This window comes from Actinomadura madurae (assembly GCF_047130825.1).
Taxonomy (GTDB): Bacteria; Actinomycetota; Actinomycetes; order Streptosporangiales; family Streptosporangiaceae; genus Spirillospora; species Spirillospora madurae.
Window position 1 is genome coordinate 6,410,341 of sequence record NZ_CP083237.1, and the last position, 16,138, is coordinate 6,426,478.

The following is a 16,138-nucleotide window of genomic DNA, read 5'->3' on the forward strand; positions in this document are numbered from 1 at the left end:
CCACCCGCACGGTCACAGCCCAGCAGCACCGTGGCGTGAGAATCGACCGGCTCGTAAAGGGGGTTCCCGGGGGCTCGCCCCCGGGGGGTAGACACGGTTAGTACAGCTCTCTTAGGCGGGCCATGGCTCTTGAGACTGTGGATTTGACGGTGCCTACGCTGACGCCCAGGACTTCGGCGATCTCTCGTTCGGACATGTCTTCGTAGTAGCGGAGCATCACGGCCAGGCGCTGGCGTTCGGGGAGGCGGCGGAGGGCACGGGTCAGGGCGTCGCGGGTCTCGCTGCGGGCGGTGTGGTCCTCGACGGGGCGGTCGGGGAGCTGGTCGGTCGGGTAGACGTCCAGCTTGCGGCGGCGCCACCAGGAGATCTGGGTGTTGACCATGGCCCGGCGGACGTAGCCGTCCACGGCGGAGCGGTCCTCGATGCGGTCCCAGGCCAGGTAGGTCTTGGCGAGGGCCGCCTGGAGGAGGTCTTCGGCTTCGGCGCGGTCGCTCGTCAGCTGGGTCGCGGCGCGCAGCAGCACGGGTCCGCGCTCCGCGACGTACGTACGGAACTCCTCGTGCCGCGTCCCGTTCACCACCACCACCGGACCAGGGGTTGTGGAGCGCGCGCTCCCGGCCGTGCGCGACTCCCGGTATTCACGACGATCGCAGGGCGATCGTAATTCCGGGTCTACAGAAAAGATATTTCCGGGTCAACCAGTGCATAATCTTCAACCCAGGTAGATCAGACGTCCTCCGCGGGCTGACTTATGGCGACAAATCCGTCGACAGCCCAGTCATGACCCGGCGACTCTTGACTCACTGTCCTAACACCGGTCGCCCAGCGTGACGATGATCGATTCCGGAGAGTCGCGATGTCGCCTTCCCAGCGTCACCGCCGCCGCGAGGCGGTGTTCGGCGCGGCCCCGCGTCCGGACGCGGGGCGGCCGGAGCGGGGGCTGAGCGGGATCGTCCTGGACGCGAGCCCGCACCTGCTGGTGCTGCACGCGGACGGGGCGGAGGTGCGGCTCGCGATGAGCGAGAGCACGGCGGTCTGGCACGGCGGGCGCGGGGGCCTCGCCGCGCTGCGGCCGGGCCGTCCGGTGGTCGTCCGCCGGAGCTCGTCCGTCGCCGAGAAGGTGTGGGTCGGCATCGGGCGGGTCGGGGGCACGATCCTGGCGTGCGGGCGGGACACCGTGGAGGTGGACATGGGCCCCCACCGGGGGCGCGCCCATGTGGTGATCCCCCCGCACGCCCGCGAGCGGGTGCTCGTCCGGCATCCGCGGCTGGAGCCCGGATACCTGATCGACGTGATCTGCGTCCGGTCGCCGGGCGGGCCGCTGGCGGTGCGGCCGGGCACGTCGCAGCCGGGGTACCGGGTGGACGACCTCGCCGCGCCCGAGGCGGGGAGGCCCGTGCCGGACGTCCTGCACGGGACGGCGACGTGGTTCGGCACCACGGAGGGGGAGGTGCGGGACGGGGCGTCCTACCCGGCGGTCGACTCCGAGGGGGACGCCGGGGGATGCGCGGACGCCCCGTCCGGCTGCGTGCCGTTCCCGTACCTGTCGCTCGGCGGGGAGGTGACCGTCCGCAACGAGTGCGGCGGGCGGTCCGCGACCCTGCCGGTGATCGAGTGCGGGTGCGCGGCGGCGCGGTTCTGCGACCGGTGCGTGGAGTGCGCCGCGTCGCCGCGCGGCCGGATCGTCGAGCTGACGCCGGCCGCGTTCGCCGGGCTCGGCGGCGAGCTGGAGGCCGGCTGTTTCAACGCGGCCGTCCGGCCGCACGTGCCACGGGGGAGTTGAGGCGCCATGGTGACGGCGTTCCAGAACACGCAGGTGCTGCTGCTGGCGGCGGTGCTGATCGCCGCGTGCCTGGCGAAGCTGACGGTCCGGGAGCGGGCCGCGGACGCGCCGGACCACGTGCACGGCGTGCCGGTGCCCGCCGGGGCCGCCCGGCTGACGGCGCTGCGGCGCAGCCGGGGGATGACGGTCGGGCTCGGTGTCGGCGAGGGACTGCTCGGGCTGGCGCTGTTGGCGACGTCGCACCTGTCGGTCCGGCTCGCGACGACGGTGGCCTTCGCCGCGGCGACGTGGGTCGTCGGGGAGCTGCGGGTGGGGCGGCCGGACGCCGGGTGCGGCTGCTTCGGCGCGCTGAGCGGCAAGAGGGTCGACCGCCGCAGCGTGCTGCGGGCAGTGCTGTTCACGTGCGCGGCGATCGCGTCGCTCGGCGCGCCGCTGGCCGGCGTGGACGTGCTCCGGAACGTCGAGGTGCAGGTCGGGCTGGTGTTCGCGGTGGAACTGGCCCTGTTCGCGGCGCTGTCCCCCGAGCTGGCGGAGCTGGCCGGGCTCGGGCAGCGCGCGGCCGTCCCGTGCGAGCGGCGCCGGAGCCCGATGAGGGAGACGTACGCGACGCTCCACGCGAGCCCCGCGTGGGCCGAGCACGAGAACGTGATCGCGAGCGCCGTGCCGCTGGAGGTGTGGCGGGAGGGCTGCTGGCGGTTCGTGGTCTTCCCGGCCCGGGTGGACGAGCGGGACGCGGAGATCGTGTTCGCGGTGTCGACCGCCGGGCGCGACCGGGTCGTCCGGTCGGGGGTCGCGCGGCCCGAGGTCTCTGCGGCCGTCTAGCGGTTTCTTGGACACGTCCAATAGCCGGTTAGACATTCCTCATTGCCAGTCGCCGCCGAACTCCTCGTCCTCGGGCAGGAAGTCGGTCTCCGGTCGCTCGGCTTGGCCGCCCTGCTCGTCCTGCATCGGCGGTTCGTCGTGCTCGTCCCAGACGGTGTTCTCGTCTTCGCTGGTGAACTCGCGGTTCAGGTCCTGGCCGCGGAATCGGTCTGCCATGGTTCCCCCCGACATCCGTGCCCGCTCATGGGGCACACGACCGGGTCCTACCCCTCCTCGTCCAGCGACACCTAGGGCACGAGCTCGACTCTCTGGAATTTTCTAGCGCTCTCTAGGAAATAGTCTAGAAAGACTTAGAGATAGGCAGACGGCAGGCGAGCGGAATCTACGGCTTTCTAGGGCGGTCGCTAGAGAGCCGGATATTCACCGGACGACCGGGGTCGATGCGACTTTCTACCGCTCTCTAGCATTTCCGCTAGAGAGACTCGATAGGGCGGTAGGACGGTAGGTCAGGCGGGCTGGGAGCGGAGGAACTTGCCGAAGTGCGGGACGGTGAACGCCACCAGGCCGCGCTCGGCGCTGTAGATGAGGCCCTTCTTGATGAGCCCGTCGCGGGCGGGCGACAGGCTGGACGGTTTGCGGCCCAGCTCGTCCGCGACGGACGCGGTGGGCACCGGGTCGTCGCCGAGCATGGCCATGGCGCGCATGTAGTCGCGCTCGGCGGGGGTGGCGCGCTCGTACCGGCTGCCGAAGAAGCCGACGGCGAGCTCGCTCTCCGCCTCGGGCGCGGCGACCTTGATGTCGTCGGCGGTGATCGGGGTGTCGGGCGCGACGTCCCAGACGACCTTGGCGTACGCCTGGACGAAGTACGGGTACCCGTCGGCCGCGCCGTACAGCGCGTCGAGGGCGTCCTTGGTGAAGGTGACATCCTCGCGCTCGGCCGGGGCGAGCAGCGCGACGTCGGCCGACTCGCGGTCGAGCCGGTCGATGCGGGCGTACCGGAAGAGCCGCTCGGAGTAGGACTTGCTGGCGGACAGGACGGCCGGCAGGTGCGGCAGCCCCGCCCCCACCACGATCAGCGGGCCGCCGACCTGCGACAGCTCGTGGCACGCGGCGCACAGGGCGGACACGTCGTCGGCGGGTATGTCCTGCATCTCGTCCACGAACAGGGCGATGCCGACGCCGACGTCGGTGGCGACGGACGCGGCGTCCACGAACAGCTCGGTGAGGTCGATCTCCAGGTCGCCGGAGTCGGCGCGGCCCCGCGTGGCGGGCACGTCGATGCCGGGCTGCCAGCGGTGCACCCGCGCCTTGCCCTTGCCGGACGGCTCCGGCTCGGCCTGCGCGAACGCCTTGAGCACGCCGAGGAACTCCTCGATGCGGTCGGGCGCGCGGTGCCGCGGCGCCAGCTCCCGGACGGCGCGGTGCAGCGCCGACGCGACCGGCCGCCGGATCGACTGGTCGGGCCGGGCCTCGATCTTGCCCGTCCCCCACAGCCGCTGGATGGCCATCGACCGGAACGCGTTGAGCAGCACGGTCTTGCCCACCCCGCGCAGCCCGGTGACGATCATGCTGCGCTCGGGACGGCCCCGGGCCACGCGTTCGAGCACCACCTCGAACTGCCGGAGCTCGCGGTCGCGGCCGGCCAGCTCGGGAGGGCGCTGCCCGGCGCCAGGGGCATAGGGATTGCGCACGGGGTCCACGCTCTCGGACTCTATGAGGCGATATAGCTGCGGCCGTAGATTTGCGTAGAAAACACTGCGGCGTGTCGCGGGCTCCCGGCGACGCCCGCAGCGCGCGGGAGCCTCGGCTCCCCTCATGGCCGTCGCCACCATGCCGCCTCCCGGGCGAGCGCGTCCGAACATCGTCATCGAATCTCTGTTCGACTATTCGAACACACTAGCGCATGCCTTCTCCCCCGTCACGCGAACCCGGGAAGCGGGACCCGGTCGCGGGCACCACCGCCGCGACCGGGAGCGCGGAGCCGCTCAGGCGAGCGGCTCGTCCTCCGACGACCGGTGGGGCACCTTGTCGGCGGGGACCGTGCCCATGCGTCCGGCCTGGAAGTCCTCGAAGGCCTGGACGATCTCGTCGCGCGTGTTCATCACGAACGGGCCGTACCGGGCGATCGGCTCCCGGATCGGGAGGCCGCCGAGGACGAGGATCTCCCACCCGTTCGCGCCGGCGAGCGGCTGGCCGTCGGCGGCGCGGACGACGATGCCGTCACCGTCGCCCTTGTGGTGCGAACCGGCGAAGACGGCCAGCTGCCCTTCGTCAAGGCCCGCCTCCTCGACGCCGGCCGTCCCGCGCCCGGAGAGGACGTAGACCAGCGCGTTGAAGTCGCGCGGCCACGGCAGCGCCAGACGCGCGCCGGGCGCCACGGTCGCGTGCAGGTAGTTGATCGGCGTGTAGGTCACGCCGGGGCCGTCGTATCCGGCGAGGGACCCCGCGATGACGCGGATCAGGGACGACCCGTCGTCGGAGGCCAGCAGCTTGACGTCGCGGGCCTCGATGTCCTGGTAGCGCGGCGGGACCCACTTCTGGGCGCGCGGCAGGTTCACCCAGAGCTGGATTCCGTGGAACAGGCCGCCCTTGGCGACGAGTTCGGGCGGCGGCTGCTCGATGTGCTGGATGCCCGACGCGGCCGTCATCCACTGGGTGGCGCCGTCGGCGATGAGGCCGCCGCCGCCGGTGGTGTCCTGGTGCTGGAACGCCCCGTCGATGATGTAGGTGACGGTCTCGAACCCGCGGTGCGGATGCCACGGGGTGCCCTTCGCCTCGCCCGGCGCGTACTCGACGGCGCCCATGTGGTCGAGGAGCAGGAACGGGTCGGCCAGGGACAGGTCGATGCCCGGGAACGGGCGCCTGACCTCGAAACCCTCGCCTTCGAGATGGCGTTTGGCGGTCACGACCCTCGCCACGCGGCGCCAGCCGGTGCCGCCCTCGGGCAGCAGCGGGAGGCGGGGCAGGGTCAGCGGGTCGGCGATCACGGCGGGCATTGGGGTCCTCCCTCGTAGGGTCTGCCCCGGGCAACGTAGTTGATGCTTCAACTATTTCCGCGGACGGGTGCGCGGCGTCCTGATACCGTAAAAATAGCCTGGCTTAGTTGAAAGTTCAACATGTGTTCTATACTTCCGACATGAGCGAACCTCGCTGGCTCGATGCCGCCCAGCAGCGCGACTGGCGGGCGTACGTGGACGGCAGCGTCCGGCTCACCGAGATCATGGACCGCGACCTGAAGGCCAAGCACGGGCTGTCGGTCTCGGAGTACGAGATCCTCGTCCGGCTGTCGGAGGCGCCCCACCGCCGGCTGCGGATGGCCGAGCTCGCCGAGAACGCCAGCCAGTCGCGCAGCCGCCTGTCGCACACCTGCTCCCGCCTGGAGAACAAGGGCCTGGTCAAGCGGGACAGCTGCCCCAACGACAAGCGCGGCGTCTTCGCCCAGCTGACCGACGAGGGCTTCGCCGCGCTCGAACGCGCCGCCCGCGACCACGTCGAGACCGTCCGGACGTTCTTCATCGACGTCATCGAACCCGAGGACCTTGAGGCCATCGGGCGTGCGTTCAGCGTCGTGCTCAAGCGGCTCGGCCCCTCCTAGAGCGGCCCCTAGAGCGGCCGGCCACCTCCTAGAGCGGCACGGTCACCCCGGTCAGGAAGCCGACGGACACCAGGGTCAGGAACGTCCAGGCGAGCATCATGCCGATGCCGAACGTCCGCCACCGCCCGCCGACCTTCCACACGAGCAGGCCGCCCAGCCCGAAGGCCAGCACCAGCAGCGTGATGAACTGCGGCAGCAGGCTCGGCCGACGGCTCATCATCAGCGGCGCGTACATCATCACGGCGTCGACGAACACGAACATGCCGAAGCCCGCCGCGAGCGCCTTGACGTCCCTGCCGAGGTACGCCCGCGCCCGCTCGGCGAGGTCCTGCGCCTTGTCCGTCCGCAGCCGCGGCTGCGCGTGCGCCGCCGGCTCGACCTCCACGCTGTGCGCCACCGCGAAGATCTCGTCTTCGAGGCTTGGGAGGTCCCTCTCCTGAGGTTCCGCCATCCCGGCTCCCTTGGGACCGGACGCCGCCGGACGCCATGCCCGGCGGCAGGTTGTGGATCACGGCCCGTCCGTCCCGGCCCCTTTCCGGCGGGCGCGCCTTCAAACGCACGGTAGCGAAATCCTCGCCCCTCCGCCGACTGCGTATGCTGCAAAGATGCCAGGTAGAGGCCCCGTTCGAACCGCGACCTTCCTGACCGCGCTGCTGGCCGTGCCCATCGTCGCGGCCGGATGTGGCCGCGGCTCCGACGACGGCGGCGACGACACGGCACCGCCCGCGACGCCGCCGACCGCGTCCGCCACCTCCGCGGCCCCGCCCTCCCCGTCCCCGACGAAGCAGGGCTTCCAGGCCACCGTCAAGAAGGTGACCGCCGGGGACCTGAAGCACTCCTGGCGCAAGGGCTGCCCGGTGGCGCCGTCCGGCCTCCGCATGATCGAGATGACCTACTGGGGGATGGACGACAGGCCGCACACCGGCGGGCGCCTCGTCGTCAACGCCAGGGCGGCCGACGACCTCGTCAAGGTGTTCAAGAAGCTCTACACGATGCGCTACCCGATCAAGCGCATGGAGCCGGTCGACAAGTACAAGGGCAGCGACTTCGACTCCATCGAGGCCGACAACACCTCGGCGTTCAACTGCCGCCAGGCGACCGGGTCGAGCTCGTTCTCCCAGCACGCGTACGGCCTCGCGGTGGACATCAACCCGTGCGAGAACCCCTACGTCTACGCGGACGGGCGCACCGCCCACAAGGACTGCGCCAAGTACAAGAACCGAAAGAACGACGACCCGGGCGTGATCCACGCCGACGACAAGGTCGTCAAGGCGTTCGCCTCGATCGGCTGGGGGTGGGGCGGCGAGTGGAGCGGCGCCAAGGACTACCAGCACTTCTCCGACTCGGGACGCTGAGCGTCACATCATCATGAGCGCGACCGCGAGGATCGCGACGACGGCGACCACGGCGACGATGCCGACGATCATGCCGACGTTGGGGCCGGACTTCTCCGGCTGCGCCTGATTGGCGAAGTTCTGGAACTGGTGCGTCGTACCTGCCGGATCCTGCGGTGTCTGCGACATGCCGAAGAGGGTAACGGATGCCTTCCATCCCAGACGGGCGCTATATGGCGGAGAGTGTGGGATTCGAACCCACGAGGACTGTCCCCAGCCCTGGGCGCTTTCAAGGCGCCTGCACTAGTCCACTATGCGAACTCTCCTGGTGACCACCGCCAACGATAGCGGGCGCGCCCTGCTGCCTTCGACCGCATATCCCGACTTCATGCCGCGGGCGATTCCTAGGGGACGCGGTATCCGGGGATCGACGGCCAGCGGACGGTCATCACGATCGACTCCTCCTCGGCCTCCCAGGAGTGGTCGACGCCGCGTCCCCATACGACGTAGTCGCCCTGTTCCTTGAGGACGACGTCGCGTTCGGGGAACTCCAGGCGGAAGCGACCGCTGATGAGGACCAGGAGGGCGGTGCGCTTCTCGCCGTTCGTCCATTCGGCGCGGCGCTCACCTTGAGGATGCACGCCCCACTTGATCTCGACCTCCTCGCTGTGCCGGAGGTCGCCGGACGGCTTGAAGTGACCGAGCAGCCATCCGCGGTCGCCGGCCGCGTCCGGCCCCGCCTTCCCCACGTACACACCGTCCACGGACCGCAACGTTAGCGCGGACCGGATTTGTCGCGGACAGGACTCATCGCGGACGGGGTTCATCGCGGACGGGGTTGCGCGTGTGCGGCCCGGGACGCGCGTGACCACGATCCGGTTGCACTTGATCACGTTCCGTGACCCGATGTGGCCATCTGTGCCGTATGACGCTAAGCGCGTGGGGCCGCGGTGCGATGCTCGGGCGTCCTGCCAGGTCGCAGCGATTCGGAACGGGGGCCCCATGATCTTCGCCGTCTCTCCCGCAGAGCCCGCATAGGGGCGCCGTGCGCGAACTCGACCCGGGCGACCCCGTCCAACTCGGCAAGTTCCGGCTGCTCAAGGTGCTCGGCGCCGGGGGCATGGGGAAGGTCTTCCTGGGCCGGCACGTCAGCAGCGGGACGCCGGCCGCCGTGAAGATCCTGACCAATCCGCGGCTGCGGAACGACGAGGCCCGCCACCGGCTCCACCAGGAGATCCAGTCGTGCATGCGGGTCGGCCCCGAGCACACCGCGGCCGTCCAGGCGTGCGACGTGACCGACGATCCGCCCTGGCTGGCGATCGACTACCTGAAGGCGCCGACGCTGCAGGAGCTCGTCGCGCGGGAGGGGGCGCTGCCCGTCCGGACGGTGCGCTGGATGGCGGTGCGGCTGGCGACGACACTGCTGGCCCTGCGCGACCTGTCGATCGTCCACCGGGACATCAAGCCGAGCAACATCATCATGGACGCGTCCGGGCCGAAGCTCATCGACTTCGGCATCGCGAAGGAGCTGGGCAGGTCGCCGGCGTTCACCAGCGGCCGCAAGGGGACGCCCGGCTACATGTCGCCGGAGCAGGCGATCGGCGGGGCGGCCCTCACGCACGCCACCGACATCTACTCGCTCGGGGTGACGATCGCGTTCACCGCCACCGGCCGCCATCCGCAGCTCGGGGCCAACGACATGATCGCCCGGGACGCGGCCGGGCGGGCCGTCTTCACCGGGCTGCCCGCCGAGCTGGCCGGCCTGGTCGCGCACTGCACGCACCAGCGGGCGAGCGAGCGGATCACCGCGGAGGGGATCATCGCGGCCGCGACGGAGGACGGCCCGCACACGCCCGCCGGCGAGGCGGGCGACACCGAGCGGCGCCGCGGCGCGCTGACCGCGCTGCCGAGCCGGGCGGGCAAGGTGCTGGGCGAGTACGCCGAACAGGCCACCGAGGCCCGGCCGCAGGCGCTGCAGCTGCCGGACGTGACGGTGCCGCACCGGGTGCCGTCGCCGCCGGCGGGCGCGGTGGAGCCGCGGTGGCGGGTCCGGCTCGGCGGCAACGGCTACTACGCCTCGCCGGTGCTCGCGGCGGGCGGCGCGGTGCTCGCGGGCGGCCAGGACGGGCTGGTCCGGGCGCTCGACGCGGCGGACGGGCGCGAGCTGTGGCGGTCCGGTCCCCACGGCCGTGTCGACCGGACACCCGCGGTCCATCAGGCGAGCGTGTACTTCTCGACCGCGTCCGGGGACGTGTGGGCCCTGAACACGCGCGACGGCAGCGTCCGGTGGCGGGTCGTGCTCGCGCCGGCGGCCGGGTCCGCTCCCGCGGTCGCCGTGGAAGGGGGCGTCCTGGTCGTCGGCGACCACAACGGCGCCGTGCGCGCCCTGGACCTGGCCTCCGGCGCCGAGCGGTGGCGGTTCCGGGCCGAGGACGCCGTGGAGGGGCCGCCCGCCGTCCTCGGAGGGCTGGTGTACGTCGCTTCCTGGGACCATCACGTCTACGCCCTGCGCGCCGACAGCGGCGAGGAGGTCTGGCGGTACGACGCCGAAGCCGCGATCAGCTCTCCGCCCGCCGCGTCCGGCGGCCTGGTGCTGTGCGGGACGCTCGACGGAGCGGTGCACGCCGCCGACACCGTCCGGGGCCGCCGCCGCTGGACGTTCCAGACGGAGAAGGCGGTGCACTCCGCCCCGGCGGTGTCCGGGGACGTCGTCTACGTCGGCTCCGACGATCAGCACCTCTACGCGATCGACGTCGCGGACGGGCTCGGCATCTGGACGTTCGGCACGGGCGGCGCGGTCCGCTCGTCGCCCCTCGTGCACGGCGGCGCGGTGTACTTCGGCAGCCGCGACCACCACTTGTACGCGGTGGACGCGCGGTCGGGCCTGGAGCGGGGACGGTTCACCGCCGCCGGTTGGCTCGACTCCTCGCCCGTGACGGACGGCGCCGCCCTCTTCACCGGCGACTGGGAGCGCCACATCACCGCGATCGAGATGCGGTCGCTCGGCGCCGGGCGGACGGCATGAGCGCGGGCCGCCCGGACGAGGACTACCGGTTCGACCTGCTGGAGCCGCTGGGGTCCGGGACGCTCGGGGAGCGCTTCCGCGCCGTGGAGATGGCGACCGGCGACGAGGTCGTGTTCACCCGGCTGCACCGGCACTGGACGCGAGGCTGGCCGTCGGAGGAGCCGTTCCTGCGGACGGTGGAGCGGATGTGCGCCGTCCGGAGCCTGTCCGTCGCCACGACCTTCGCCGGCGGGGTGGACGGCGAGGGCTGGTGGCTGACCACCGAGGACGTCCGCGGGACCCGGCTGGACCGGCTGATCCCCGACGGCGGGCCGATGCCGGAGCGGCAGGTGCTCCGGCTCGCGCACCAGATGGCGGCCGGGCTGGCGGTGCTGCACCGGCACTCCCTGCCGCACGGCGCCCTGGAGCCGGGCGCCGTCCTGCTGACCGAGGAGGGCCGCGTGGCGCTCACCGAGCACGGGCTGCTGCCGCTGCTGGCACGTGGGGCCGCACGGTTCGGGAACCTTCCGGCCGGGCACACGCTGCGCGGCGACCCCGCGTACATGTCGCCGGAGGTCGTGTCCGACGGGGGGCGCGGGCGTCCCTGGGACGACGTCTACTCGCTCGGCCTCGTGCTGCTGTACGCGTCGACGGGCGACCGCCCTTACGGAGACCTCGACATGCTGGCCACCGCGGCGCGGGTGCTGCGCGACGTGTCGCCCGTCGAGGCGCGGCTGCCCGCCCGGTCCCGCAAGCTGATCAACCGGTGCCTCCGCCCGCCGTTCTACCGGCCGGACGCGGCGCGCGTCGCGGCCAGGGCGGGGCGGTCCCGGGGGCGGTCCCGGCTCCGGTCCCGGCGGGCCGGCTCCGATCGGACGGGACGGCCCGCGCCTCCGGGACCGCACGCCGGCGCCGCGCCGGCCTCGCCGCCCGCGGAGCCGGCGCACACCGCGCAACCGGCACGGGCGTCCGCGCCCGGTCGCCCGGCGGCGTCCCTGCCCGCCCTCGGGCCCGGTCCGGGCCCGGCGTCGCGCGACCCGGATCCGCGGCCGTCCCGGCCGGGCGGCGCGGACTCCCCCGAGCCGCCGGTCGTCTACCGTCCGGCGATCGGTCCCGCCCTCACCGTGTCCGACGACGGTGAGGCGGTGCCCGGCCGCCGGTCCTGGATCTTCATGACCGGCGGCATGATCGACGCGTCGCCCGTCCTCATGCGGGGCCTGGTCCTGGTCACGAGCCTCGACGGGGTCCTCTACGCGCTCGACGCGGCGACCGGGCGGCTCCGCTGGCGGTACGAGACCGACGACATGATCGAGTCGGGGCCCGCCCCGCACGGGGACGTCGTCTACCTCGGCGGGCGCGACGGGGTGCTGCGCGCCCTCGATCCCGCGGACGGCACCCTCCTGCGCAGCCGCCGCGTCGGCGACATGCTCGGCTCCACCCCGGCCGTGGACGGCGACTCGCTCTGCGTCGGCACCGGGGACGGCGACCTCGTCGTCCTGGAGCACGATCTGCGGGTCCGGCACCGGGCCGCCGCGCACGACATCGTCGACTCGTCCCCCGCGCTGGCCGGGGGGCGGGCGTACGCGGGCACGTCCGGGGGCGTGCTCGCGGTGGACCGGGCCACCGGCAAGGCGCGCGTGTGGGCGGTGGGCGACACCGGCGGCTGCGATCCCGCCGCGGCGGACGGGACCGTCCACATCGGCACGGCGGCCGGCGAGGTGCTCGCCCTGGACGCCGGGACGGGACGGGTCCGCTGGTCGCTCGGCACCGGGGGCCCGCCGGTGGGCCGCCCCGCCGTGTCCGGCGGCGTCGTGTACGCGGGCAGCCGCGACCACTGCCTGTACGCGATCAAGGCGGCGTCGGGCCGGGTGCTGTGGCGGCTGCCCACCGGCGGGCCGGTGACGGGCGGGGCGACCGTGCGGGGCGACTCGGTGTACCTCGGCAGCCGGGACGGGCGCCTGTACCGCGTCGCGCGGGCCACCGGGAGCGTCGGCTGGCGGTTCGACGCGGGCGGCTGGATCAACCGGTGCGCGCCCGCCGCCGGCGACGGCCTGGTCTACGCCGGAACCGCCGGCGGCCACCTGCACGCGGTCGACCTGCGCACCGGGCAGGGGATCGCCGCGCCGCCGCCGGAACTCGACGTCCGGCTGGAACTGTGACATCGAATCGGGAGCGACATGTACGAAGCCGAGATCAACCGGGCGACACCGACCTGCATGGTGTTCCTGCTCGATCAGTCCGCCTCGATGAAGGCGCGGATCGGCGGGGGCTCCGAGGCGAAGCAGCAGGTCGTCGCGGACTCGCTCAACCATCTGCTCGGCGAGCTGATCAACCGCTGCGTCCGGCAGGGCGACATCTACGACTTCTTCCACATCGGGGTGATCTCCTACGGCCGGACGGTCGGGCCCGCGCTCGGCGGCGCGCTCGGCGGCGGCCGGCTCGTCACCTCAAGCGAGCTGGCCCACCATCCGCTGCGGGTGGAGAACCGACGGATCCGCAGGCCGGGCAACGGTGGCGGCTTCTACGAGTACGACGAGGAGGTGCCCATCTGGGTGGACGCGGCGGCGGAGGGCCTGACGCCGATGACGCGGGCGCTGGAGCAGACCCACGACCTGCTGAAGGCGTGGGTGGACGAGAATCCGCGCAGCTACCCGCCGATCGTCCTCAACATGACCGACGGGGAGGCGACGGACGGGGACCCGGCCCGGGCGGGCGAGCGGATCCGCTCCCTCACCACCCACGACGGCGGCGCGCTGCTGTTCAACCTGCACATCTCGTCGAAGGAGCTCGACCCGGTGCGGTTCCCCGCCGCCGACGGCGGCCTCCCGAAGAGCGGGCGCCGCCTGTTCGGGATGTCGAGCAGGCTGCCGGAGCGGATGCGGCTGTACGCCGACGCGGAGCTCGGCCTGGAGGTCAGCCAGGGCAGCCGCGGGTTCGTCTACAACGCCGACATCGCGTCCATCATCCATTTCCTGGACGTCGGAACGCGGCCCGTCTACCACCGGAACGGCGCGGCGTGACCGGCACGGTCACCGCCGTCGAGGGGCGGGTGTCCGTCCTCGGCGTCGCGAAGGGCGCCCGGGACGCGGAGGGCATCGAGGACGCGTGCTGGCCGCCGGAGCCGGTGTCCGCGGCGGGCCCGGTCGTGCGGCTCGCCCTCGCCGACGGGGTGTCCGACAGCTACCGGCCGGGACCGTGGGCGCGCGACCTCGTCCGGGCGTTCGGGACGCGCGCCCCGCTGCGCGCCACCACCGATCCCGCCGAGTTCGCCGAGGTGCTGCGGCGGCAGTGCGCGGCGTGGGCGCCGCGGCTGCGCGGCTACGTGCGGGACGAGCGGGAGGGGCGCCGCCTGCCGTGGTGGGAGAAGCGGAAGCTGCGGGCCGGTTCGGCGGCCACCGTCCTCGTCGTCTGCGTCTGCGGCGACGGAGTGTGGACCGCGGCGGCGCTGGGCGACACGTGCGTCTTCCACGTGAGCCGCGACGGCCGCGCCGCCCGTGCGTTCCCGCTGGACGACGCCGGCGGCTTCGACTCGGCTCCCCCGACGGTCGCGAGCGCCGACACCGACTGGGCGACCGTGCGGCGGAACATCCGGCTGCACCAAGGGTCGTGGAGGTCCGGCGACCGGTTCTTCCTGGCCTCCGACGCGCTCGCCGAGTGGGCGCTCCAGCGGCACGCCCGCCACGGCGACCCGTGGCGGGAACTCGACGAGGCGGTCGACGCGGGGGACGCCGACGCGGGCGAGTTCGCGCGGTGGGTGGCGGAGCGGCGCACGGCGGGCGCCATGCGCGACGACGACGTCAGCGTGATCCGGCTGGTCCTGAAGTAGACCGATGAACGGCGACTCATTCTTCAGCGCGACGTCGTACATCGCGTCGTTCCAGAAGCCGGAGCGGTACCTGCGCGACCCGGAGCTGCGGGCGGGACGGGTGGAGCGCCCGCACGGCGGCCCGCTGCGGCCGATGGACGGCGGCGGGTTCGCCAGCGTCTTCCGGGTCGTCTCTGCGGACGGCCGCAAGAGCTGGGCGGTCAAGTGCTTCCTGCGCCCGACGGCGGAGCTGTCCGACCGGTACCGGGCGATCGAGGCGCGGCTCGCGGACGTCGGCGACTACTGGAAGGTCGGGTTCGGCTACGACCCGGAGGGGCTGTTCCACCTGCCGGAGAACCGGTGGGTGCCGGTGCTGAAGATGACCTGGGTCAACGGGACCCGGCTGATCCCCTGGCTGGAGGACAGGCTCGGGGACGCCGCGGCGCTGCGGCGGATGGCGTTGGAGTTCACGAACGTGATCGGGTCGCTGGAGCGGGCGGGGATCGCGCACGGCGACCTCCAGCACGGCAACATCATCGTCGTCGCGGGCGACCGGATCCGGCTCGTCGACTACGACGGCATGTACGTCCCGGCGCTGAAGGGGTTCCGGATGCCGGAGTGCGGCGTGCCGCACTACCAGCCGCCGGACCGGGGAGAGCGCGGCTACTTCGGCCCGGCCGCCGACCGGTTCTCCGCCCGGGTCATCCGGCTCGGGATCCGCGCGGTCGCCGCCGACCCGGGGCTGTGGGACCGCCTGCACGAGACCGACGGCGAGTACCTGATCCTGCGGAACACCGACTTCGCCGAGCCGGAACGGTCCGAGGCGCTCCGCCTGCTGCGCGGCAGCGGCGACCCGTGGGTCCGCGCGGAGACCGCGCAGCTGCTGCGGGACCTCACGACCGACCCCGAGCTCATCCCGTCCCTCAGCCCGCTGGACCTCGCCGGTCCGGTGCCGAGGGTGGCCGGGCTCCCGGTGTGGATGCGGACCGCCGGGCAGCAGGTGCCGTGGACGCCGGCCTCTCCGGACGTCACCGCGGCGGACGGGACACCGGTGTTCCAGGACGTTCCCGGCACCGCCGTGCCGGGCGGGCCCGCCACAGAGCACGGCGTTGAGCACGGCATTGAGCACGGCGCGGGACGTCCGGCCGCGGAGAGCCCGGTCCAGGAGCCGGAGGCGACCCCCCTGCCGGTCGATCCGCTCGCGGACGACACCGGGGAACATCTGCGGCACGGATACACGGTGGGCGGGACACCGGCGAAGTCGAGCGGAGGGGGAGGCGTCGCCGTGGCCGTGTGCCTCATCGCGGCCGTGGTGATCCTCGTGCTCTTCCTCATCTTCTGACCGGCCGGGCGGCCGAGTCAGGCGTCGCGGACCTGGTCGCGGTTGATGTTCTGCGTCATCCCGCCGGTGACGACCTGCCCGGCGACATCGGCGAAGCCGATGGTGATTCCGCTGCTCTCGCCCCGCATCGGGTTCCCGGTCGGCGACTCGGAGAAGATCCCCCGGTCGAGGATGCGTGTCAGCACCGGTTCCAGCTCGGGCTTCTCGCCGAGCAGCCCGCGCACCCGGGCGGTCACGGCCTCCAGGTACTCGGTCTCGACGTGCGGCGCGCCATAGTCGGGGTCTTCCCTCAGCCGCCTCTGCGTCGCACGCAGGTCGGCCTTCAACGCCGCGGCGGCCTCGGGATCGTCCTCGGCCAGGGACTCGGCGAAGACGCGGAGCACCTGGTGCCAGACGTCCATGGTCATGGCGTCGAGCAGGGCCCTGCCCAGCGTCGCGGCCAGTGCGTCCATG

General features: G+C 72.8%; 17 protein-coding genes and 1 tRNA gene. 9 read left to right on the forward strand and 9 right to left on the reverse strand.

The window, feature by feature from the left end; translation table 11 throughout:
• Positions 1-97 precede the first annotated feature (97 nt).
• Positions 98-586, reverse strand: a complete 489-nt coding sequence (locus tag K8Z49_RS29255; protein WP_024934790.1) for a SigE family RNA polymerase sigma factor — start codon at positions 584-586, stop codon at positions 98-100.
• Between the two features lie 270 nt (positions 587-856).
• Between K8Z49_RS29255 and K8Z49_RS29260 the strand changes: the two genes are divergently transcribed.
• Positions 857-1,783, forward strand: coding sequence for a hypothetical protein (locus tag K8Z49_RS29260; RefSeq protein WP_024934791.1), 927 nt, complete (start codon positions 857-859; stop codon positions 1,781-1,783).
• A 6-nt stretch (positions 1,784-1,789) separates the two neighbouring features.
• Positions 1,790-2,605 carry a MauE/DoxX family redox-associated membrane protein gene (locus tag K8Z49_RS29265; protein ID WP_021598359.1) on the forward strand — a complete coding sequence of 272 codons (816 nt, stop codon included), beginning with the start codon at positions 1,790-1,792 and terminating at the stop codon, positions 2,603-2,605.
• A 39-nt stretch (positions 2,606-2,644) separates the two neighbouring features.
• Here K8Z49_RS29265 and K8Z49_RS29270 read toward each other — a convergent pair whose 3' ends face one another.
• The 3 genes from K8Z49_RS29270 to K8Z49_RS29280 all read right to left on the reverse strand — a co-directional run bounded on the left by K8Z49_RS29270 (position 2,645) and on the right by K8Z49_RS29280 (position 5,601).
• Complete coding sequence (locus K8Z49_RS29270; RefSeq protein ID WP_412515750.1) at positions 2,645-2,821, reverse strand: hypothetical protein; 177 nt, start codon at positions 2,819-2,821, stop codon at positions 2,645-2,647.
• A 290-nt stretch (positions 2,822-3,111) separates the two neighbouring features.
• Positions 3,112-4,305, reverse strand: coding sequence for an ATP-binding protein (locus K8Z49_RS29275; protein WP_024934792.1), 1,194 nt, complete (start codon positions 4,303-4,305; stop codon positions 3,112-3,114).
• Positions 4,306-4,590: 285 nt separating this feature from the next.
• Positions 4,591-5,601 carry a pirin family protein gene (locus K8Z49_RS29280; RefSeq protein WP_021598362.1) on the reverse strand — a complete coding sequence of 337 codons (1,011 nt, stop codon included), beginning with the start codon at positions 5,599-5,601 and terminating at the stop codon, positions 4,591-4,593.
• Positions 5,602-5,741: 140 nt separating this feature from the next.
• On the opposite strand from K8Z49_RS29280, the gene K8Z49_RS29285 reads away from it, so the two are divergent.
• Positions 5,742-6,200, forward strand: coding sequence for a MarR family winged helix-turn-helix transcriptional regulator (locus K8Z49_RS29285; RefSeq protein WP_021598363.1), 459 nt, complete (start codon positions 5,742-5,744; stop codon positions 6,198-6,200).
• Between the two features lie 28 nt (positions 6,201-6,228).
• On the opposite strand, the gene K8Z49_RS29290 is transcribed toward K8Z49_RS29285, so the two are convergent.
• Positions 6,229-6,651, reverse strand: coding sequence for a hypothetical protein (locus K8Z49_RS29290; RefSeq protein WP_021598364.1), 423 nt, complete (start codon positions 6,649-6,651; stop codon positions 6,229-6,231).
• Positions 6,652-6,805: 154 nt separating this feature from the next.
• On the opposite strand from K8Z49_RS29290, the gene K8Z49_RS29295 reads away from it, so the two are divergent.
• The gene (locus tag K8Z49_RS29295; RefSeq protein ID WP_024934793.1) at positions 6,806-7,555 is read left to right on the forward strand and encodes a M15 family metallopeptidase; all 750 of its coding nucleotides are present in this window, start codon (positions 6,806-6,808) and stop codon (positions 7,553-7,555) included.
• Between the two features lie 3 nt (positions 7,556-7,558).
• On the opposite strand, the gene K8Z49_RS29300 is transcribed toward K8Z49_RS29295, so the two are convergent.
• The 3 genes from K8Z49_RS29300 to K8Z49_RS29310 all read right to left on the reverse strand — a co-directional run bounded on the left by K8Z49_RS29300 (position 7,559) and on the right by K8Z49_RS29310 (position 8,298).
• Entirely contained in the window at positions 7,559-7,723 is a 165-nt protein-coding gene (locus tag K8Z49_RS29300; RefSeq protein ID WP_021598366.1) for a hypothetical protein, read from the reverse strand.
• A 45-nt stretch (positions 7,724-7,768) separates the two neighbouring features.
• Positions 7,769-7,860: transfer RNA gene (locus K8Z49_RS29305), tRNA-Ser, on the reverse strand.
• 78 nt (positions 7,861-7,938) lie between these two features.
• On the reverse strand, positions 7,939-8,298 hold the full coding sequence (locus K8Z49_RS29310) for a signal peptidase I (protein WP_181663400.1): 360 nt from the start codon (positions 8,296-8,298) through the stop codon (positions 7,939-7,941).
• Between the two features lie 281 nt (positions 8,299-8,579).
• Between K8Z49_RS29310 and K8Z49_RS29315 the strand changes: the two genes are divergently transcribed.
• Genes K8Z49_RS29315 through K8Z49_RS29335 form a run of 5 tightly spaced genes read left to right on the forward strand, consistent with a single transcriptional unit; the run spans position 8,580 to position 15,685 of the window.
• On the forward strand, positions 8,580-10,559 hold the full coding sequence (locus K8Z49_RS29315; protein WP_412515751.1) for a PQQ-binding-like beta-propeller repeat protein: 1,980 nt from the start codon (positions 8,580-8,582) through the stop codon (positions 10,557-10,559).
• The gene (locus K8Z49_RS29320) at positions 10,556-12,697 is read left to right on the forward strand and encodes a PQQ-binding-like beta-propeller repeat protein (RefSeq protein WP_412515752.1); all 2,142 of its coding nucleotides are present in this window, start codon (positions 10,556-10,558) and stop codon (positions 12,695-12,697) included. Before K8Z49_RS29315 ends, K8Z49_RS29320 begins: the two co-directional genes overlap by 4 nt.
• Positions 12,698-12,715: 18 nt before the next feature.
• A complete protein-coding gene (locus K8Z49_RS29325; RefSeq protein WP_021598241.1) occupies positions 12,716-13,558 on the forward strand; it encodes a hypothetical protein in 843 nt (280 codons plus the stop codon).
• Positions 13,555-14,364 (forward strand): protein phosphatase 2C domain-containing protein, encoded by an 810-nt coding sequence (locus tag K8Z49_RS29330; protein WP_111832815.1) that lies wholly within the window; start codon positions 13,555-13,557, stop codon positions 14,362-14,364. Before K8Z49_RS29325 ends, K8Z49_RS29330 begins: the two co-directional genes overlap by 4 nt.
• A gap of 4 nt (positions 14,365-14,368) precedes the next feature.
• On the forward strand, positions 14,369-15,685 hold the full coding sequence (locus K8Z49_RS29335) for a hypothetical protein (RefSeq protein WP_412515753.1): 1,317 nt from the start codon (positions 14,369-14,371) through the stop codon (positions 15,683-15,685).
• A gap of 17 nt (positions 15,686-15,702) precedes the next feature.
• Here the strand turns inward: K8Z49_RS29335 and K8Z49_RS29340 are convergent, their stop codons facing one another.
• The gene (locus K8Z49_RS29340) at positions 15,703-16,137 is read right to left on the reverse strand and encodes a hypothetical protein (RefSeq protein ID WP_075022905.1); all 435 of its coding nucleotides are present in this window, start codon (positions 16,135-16,137) and stop codon (positions 15,703-15,705) included.
• Position 16,138: the final 1 nt, after the last annotated feature.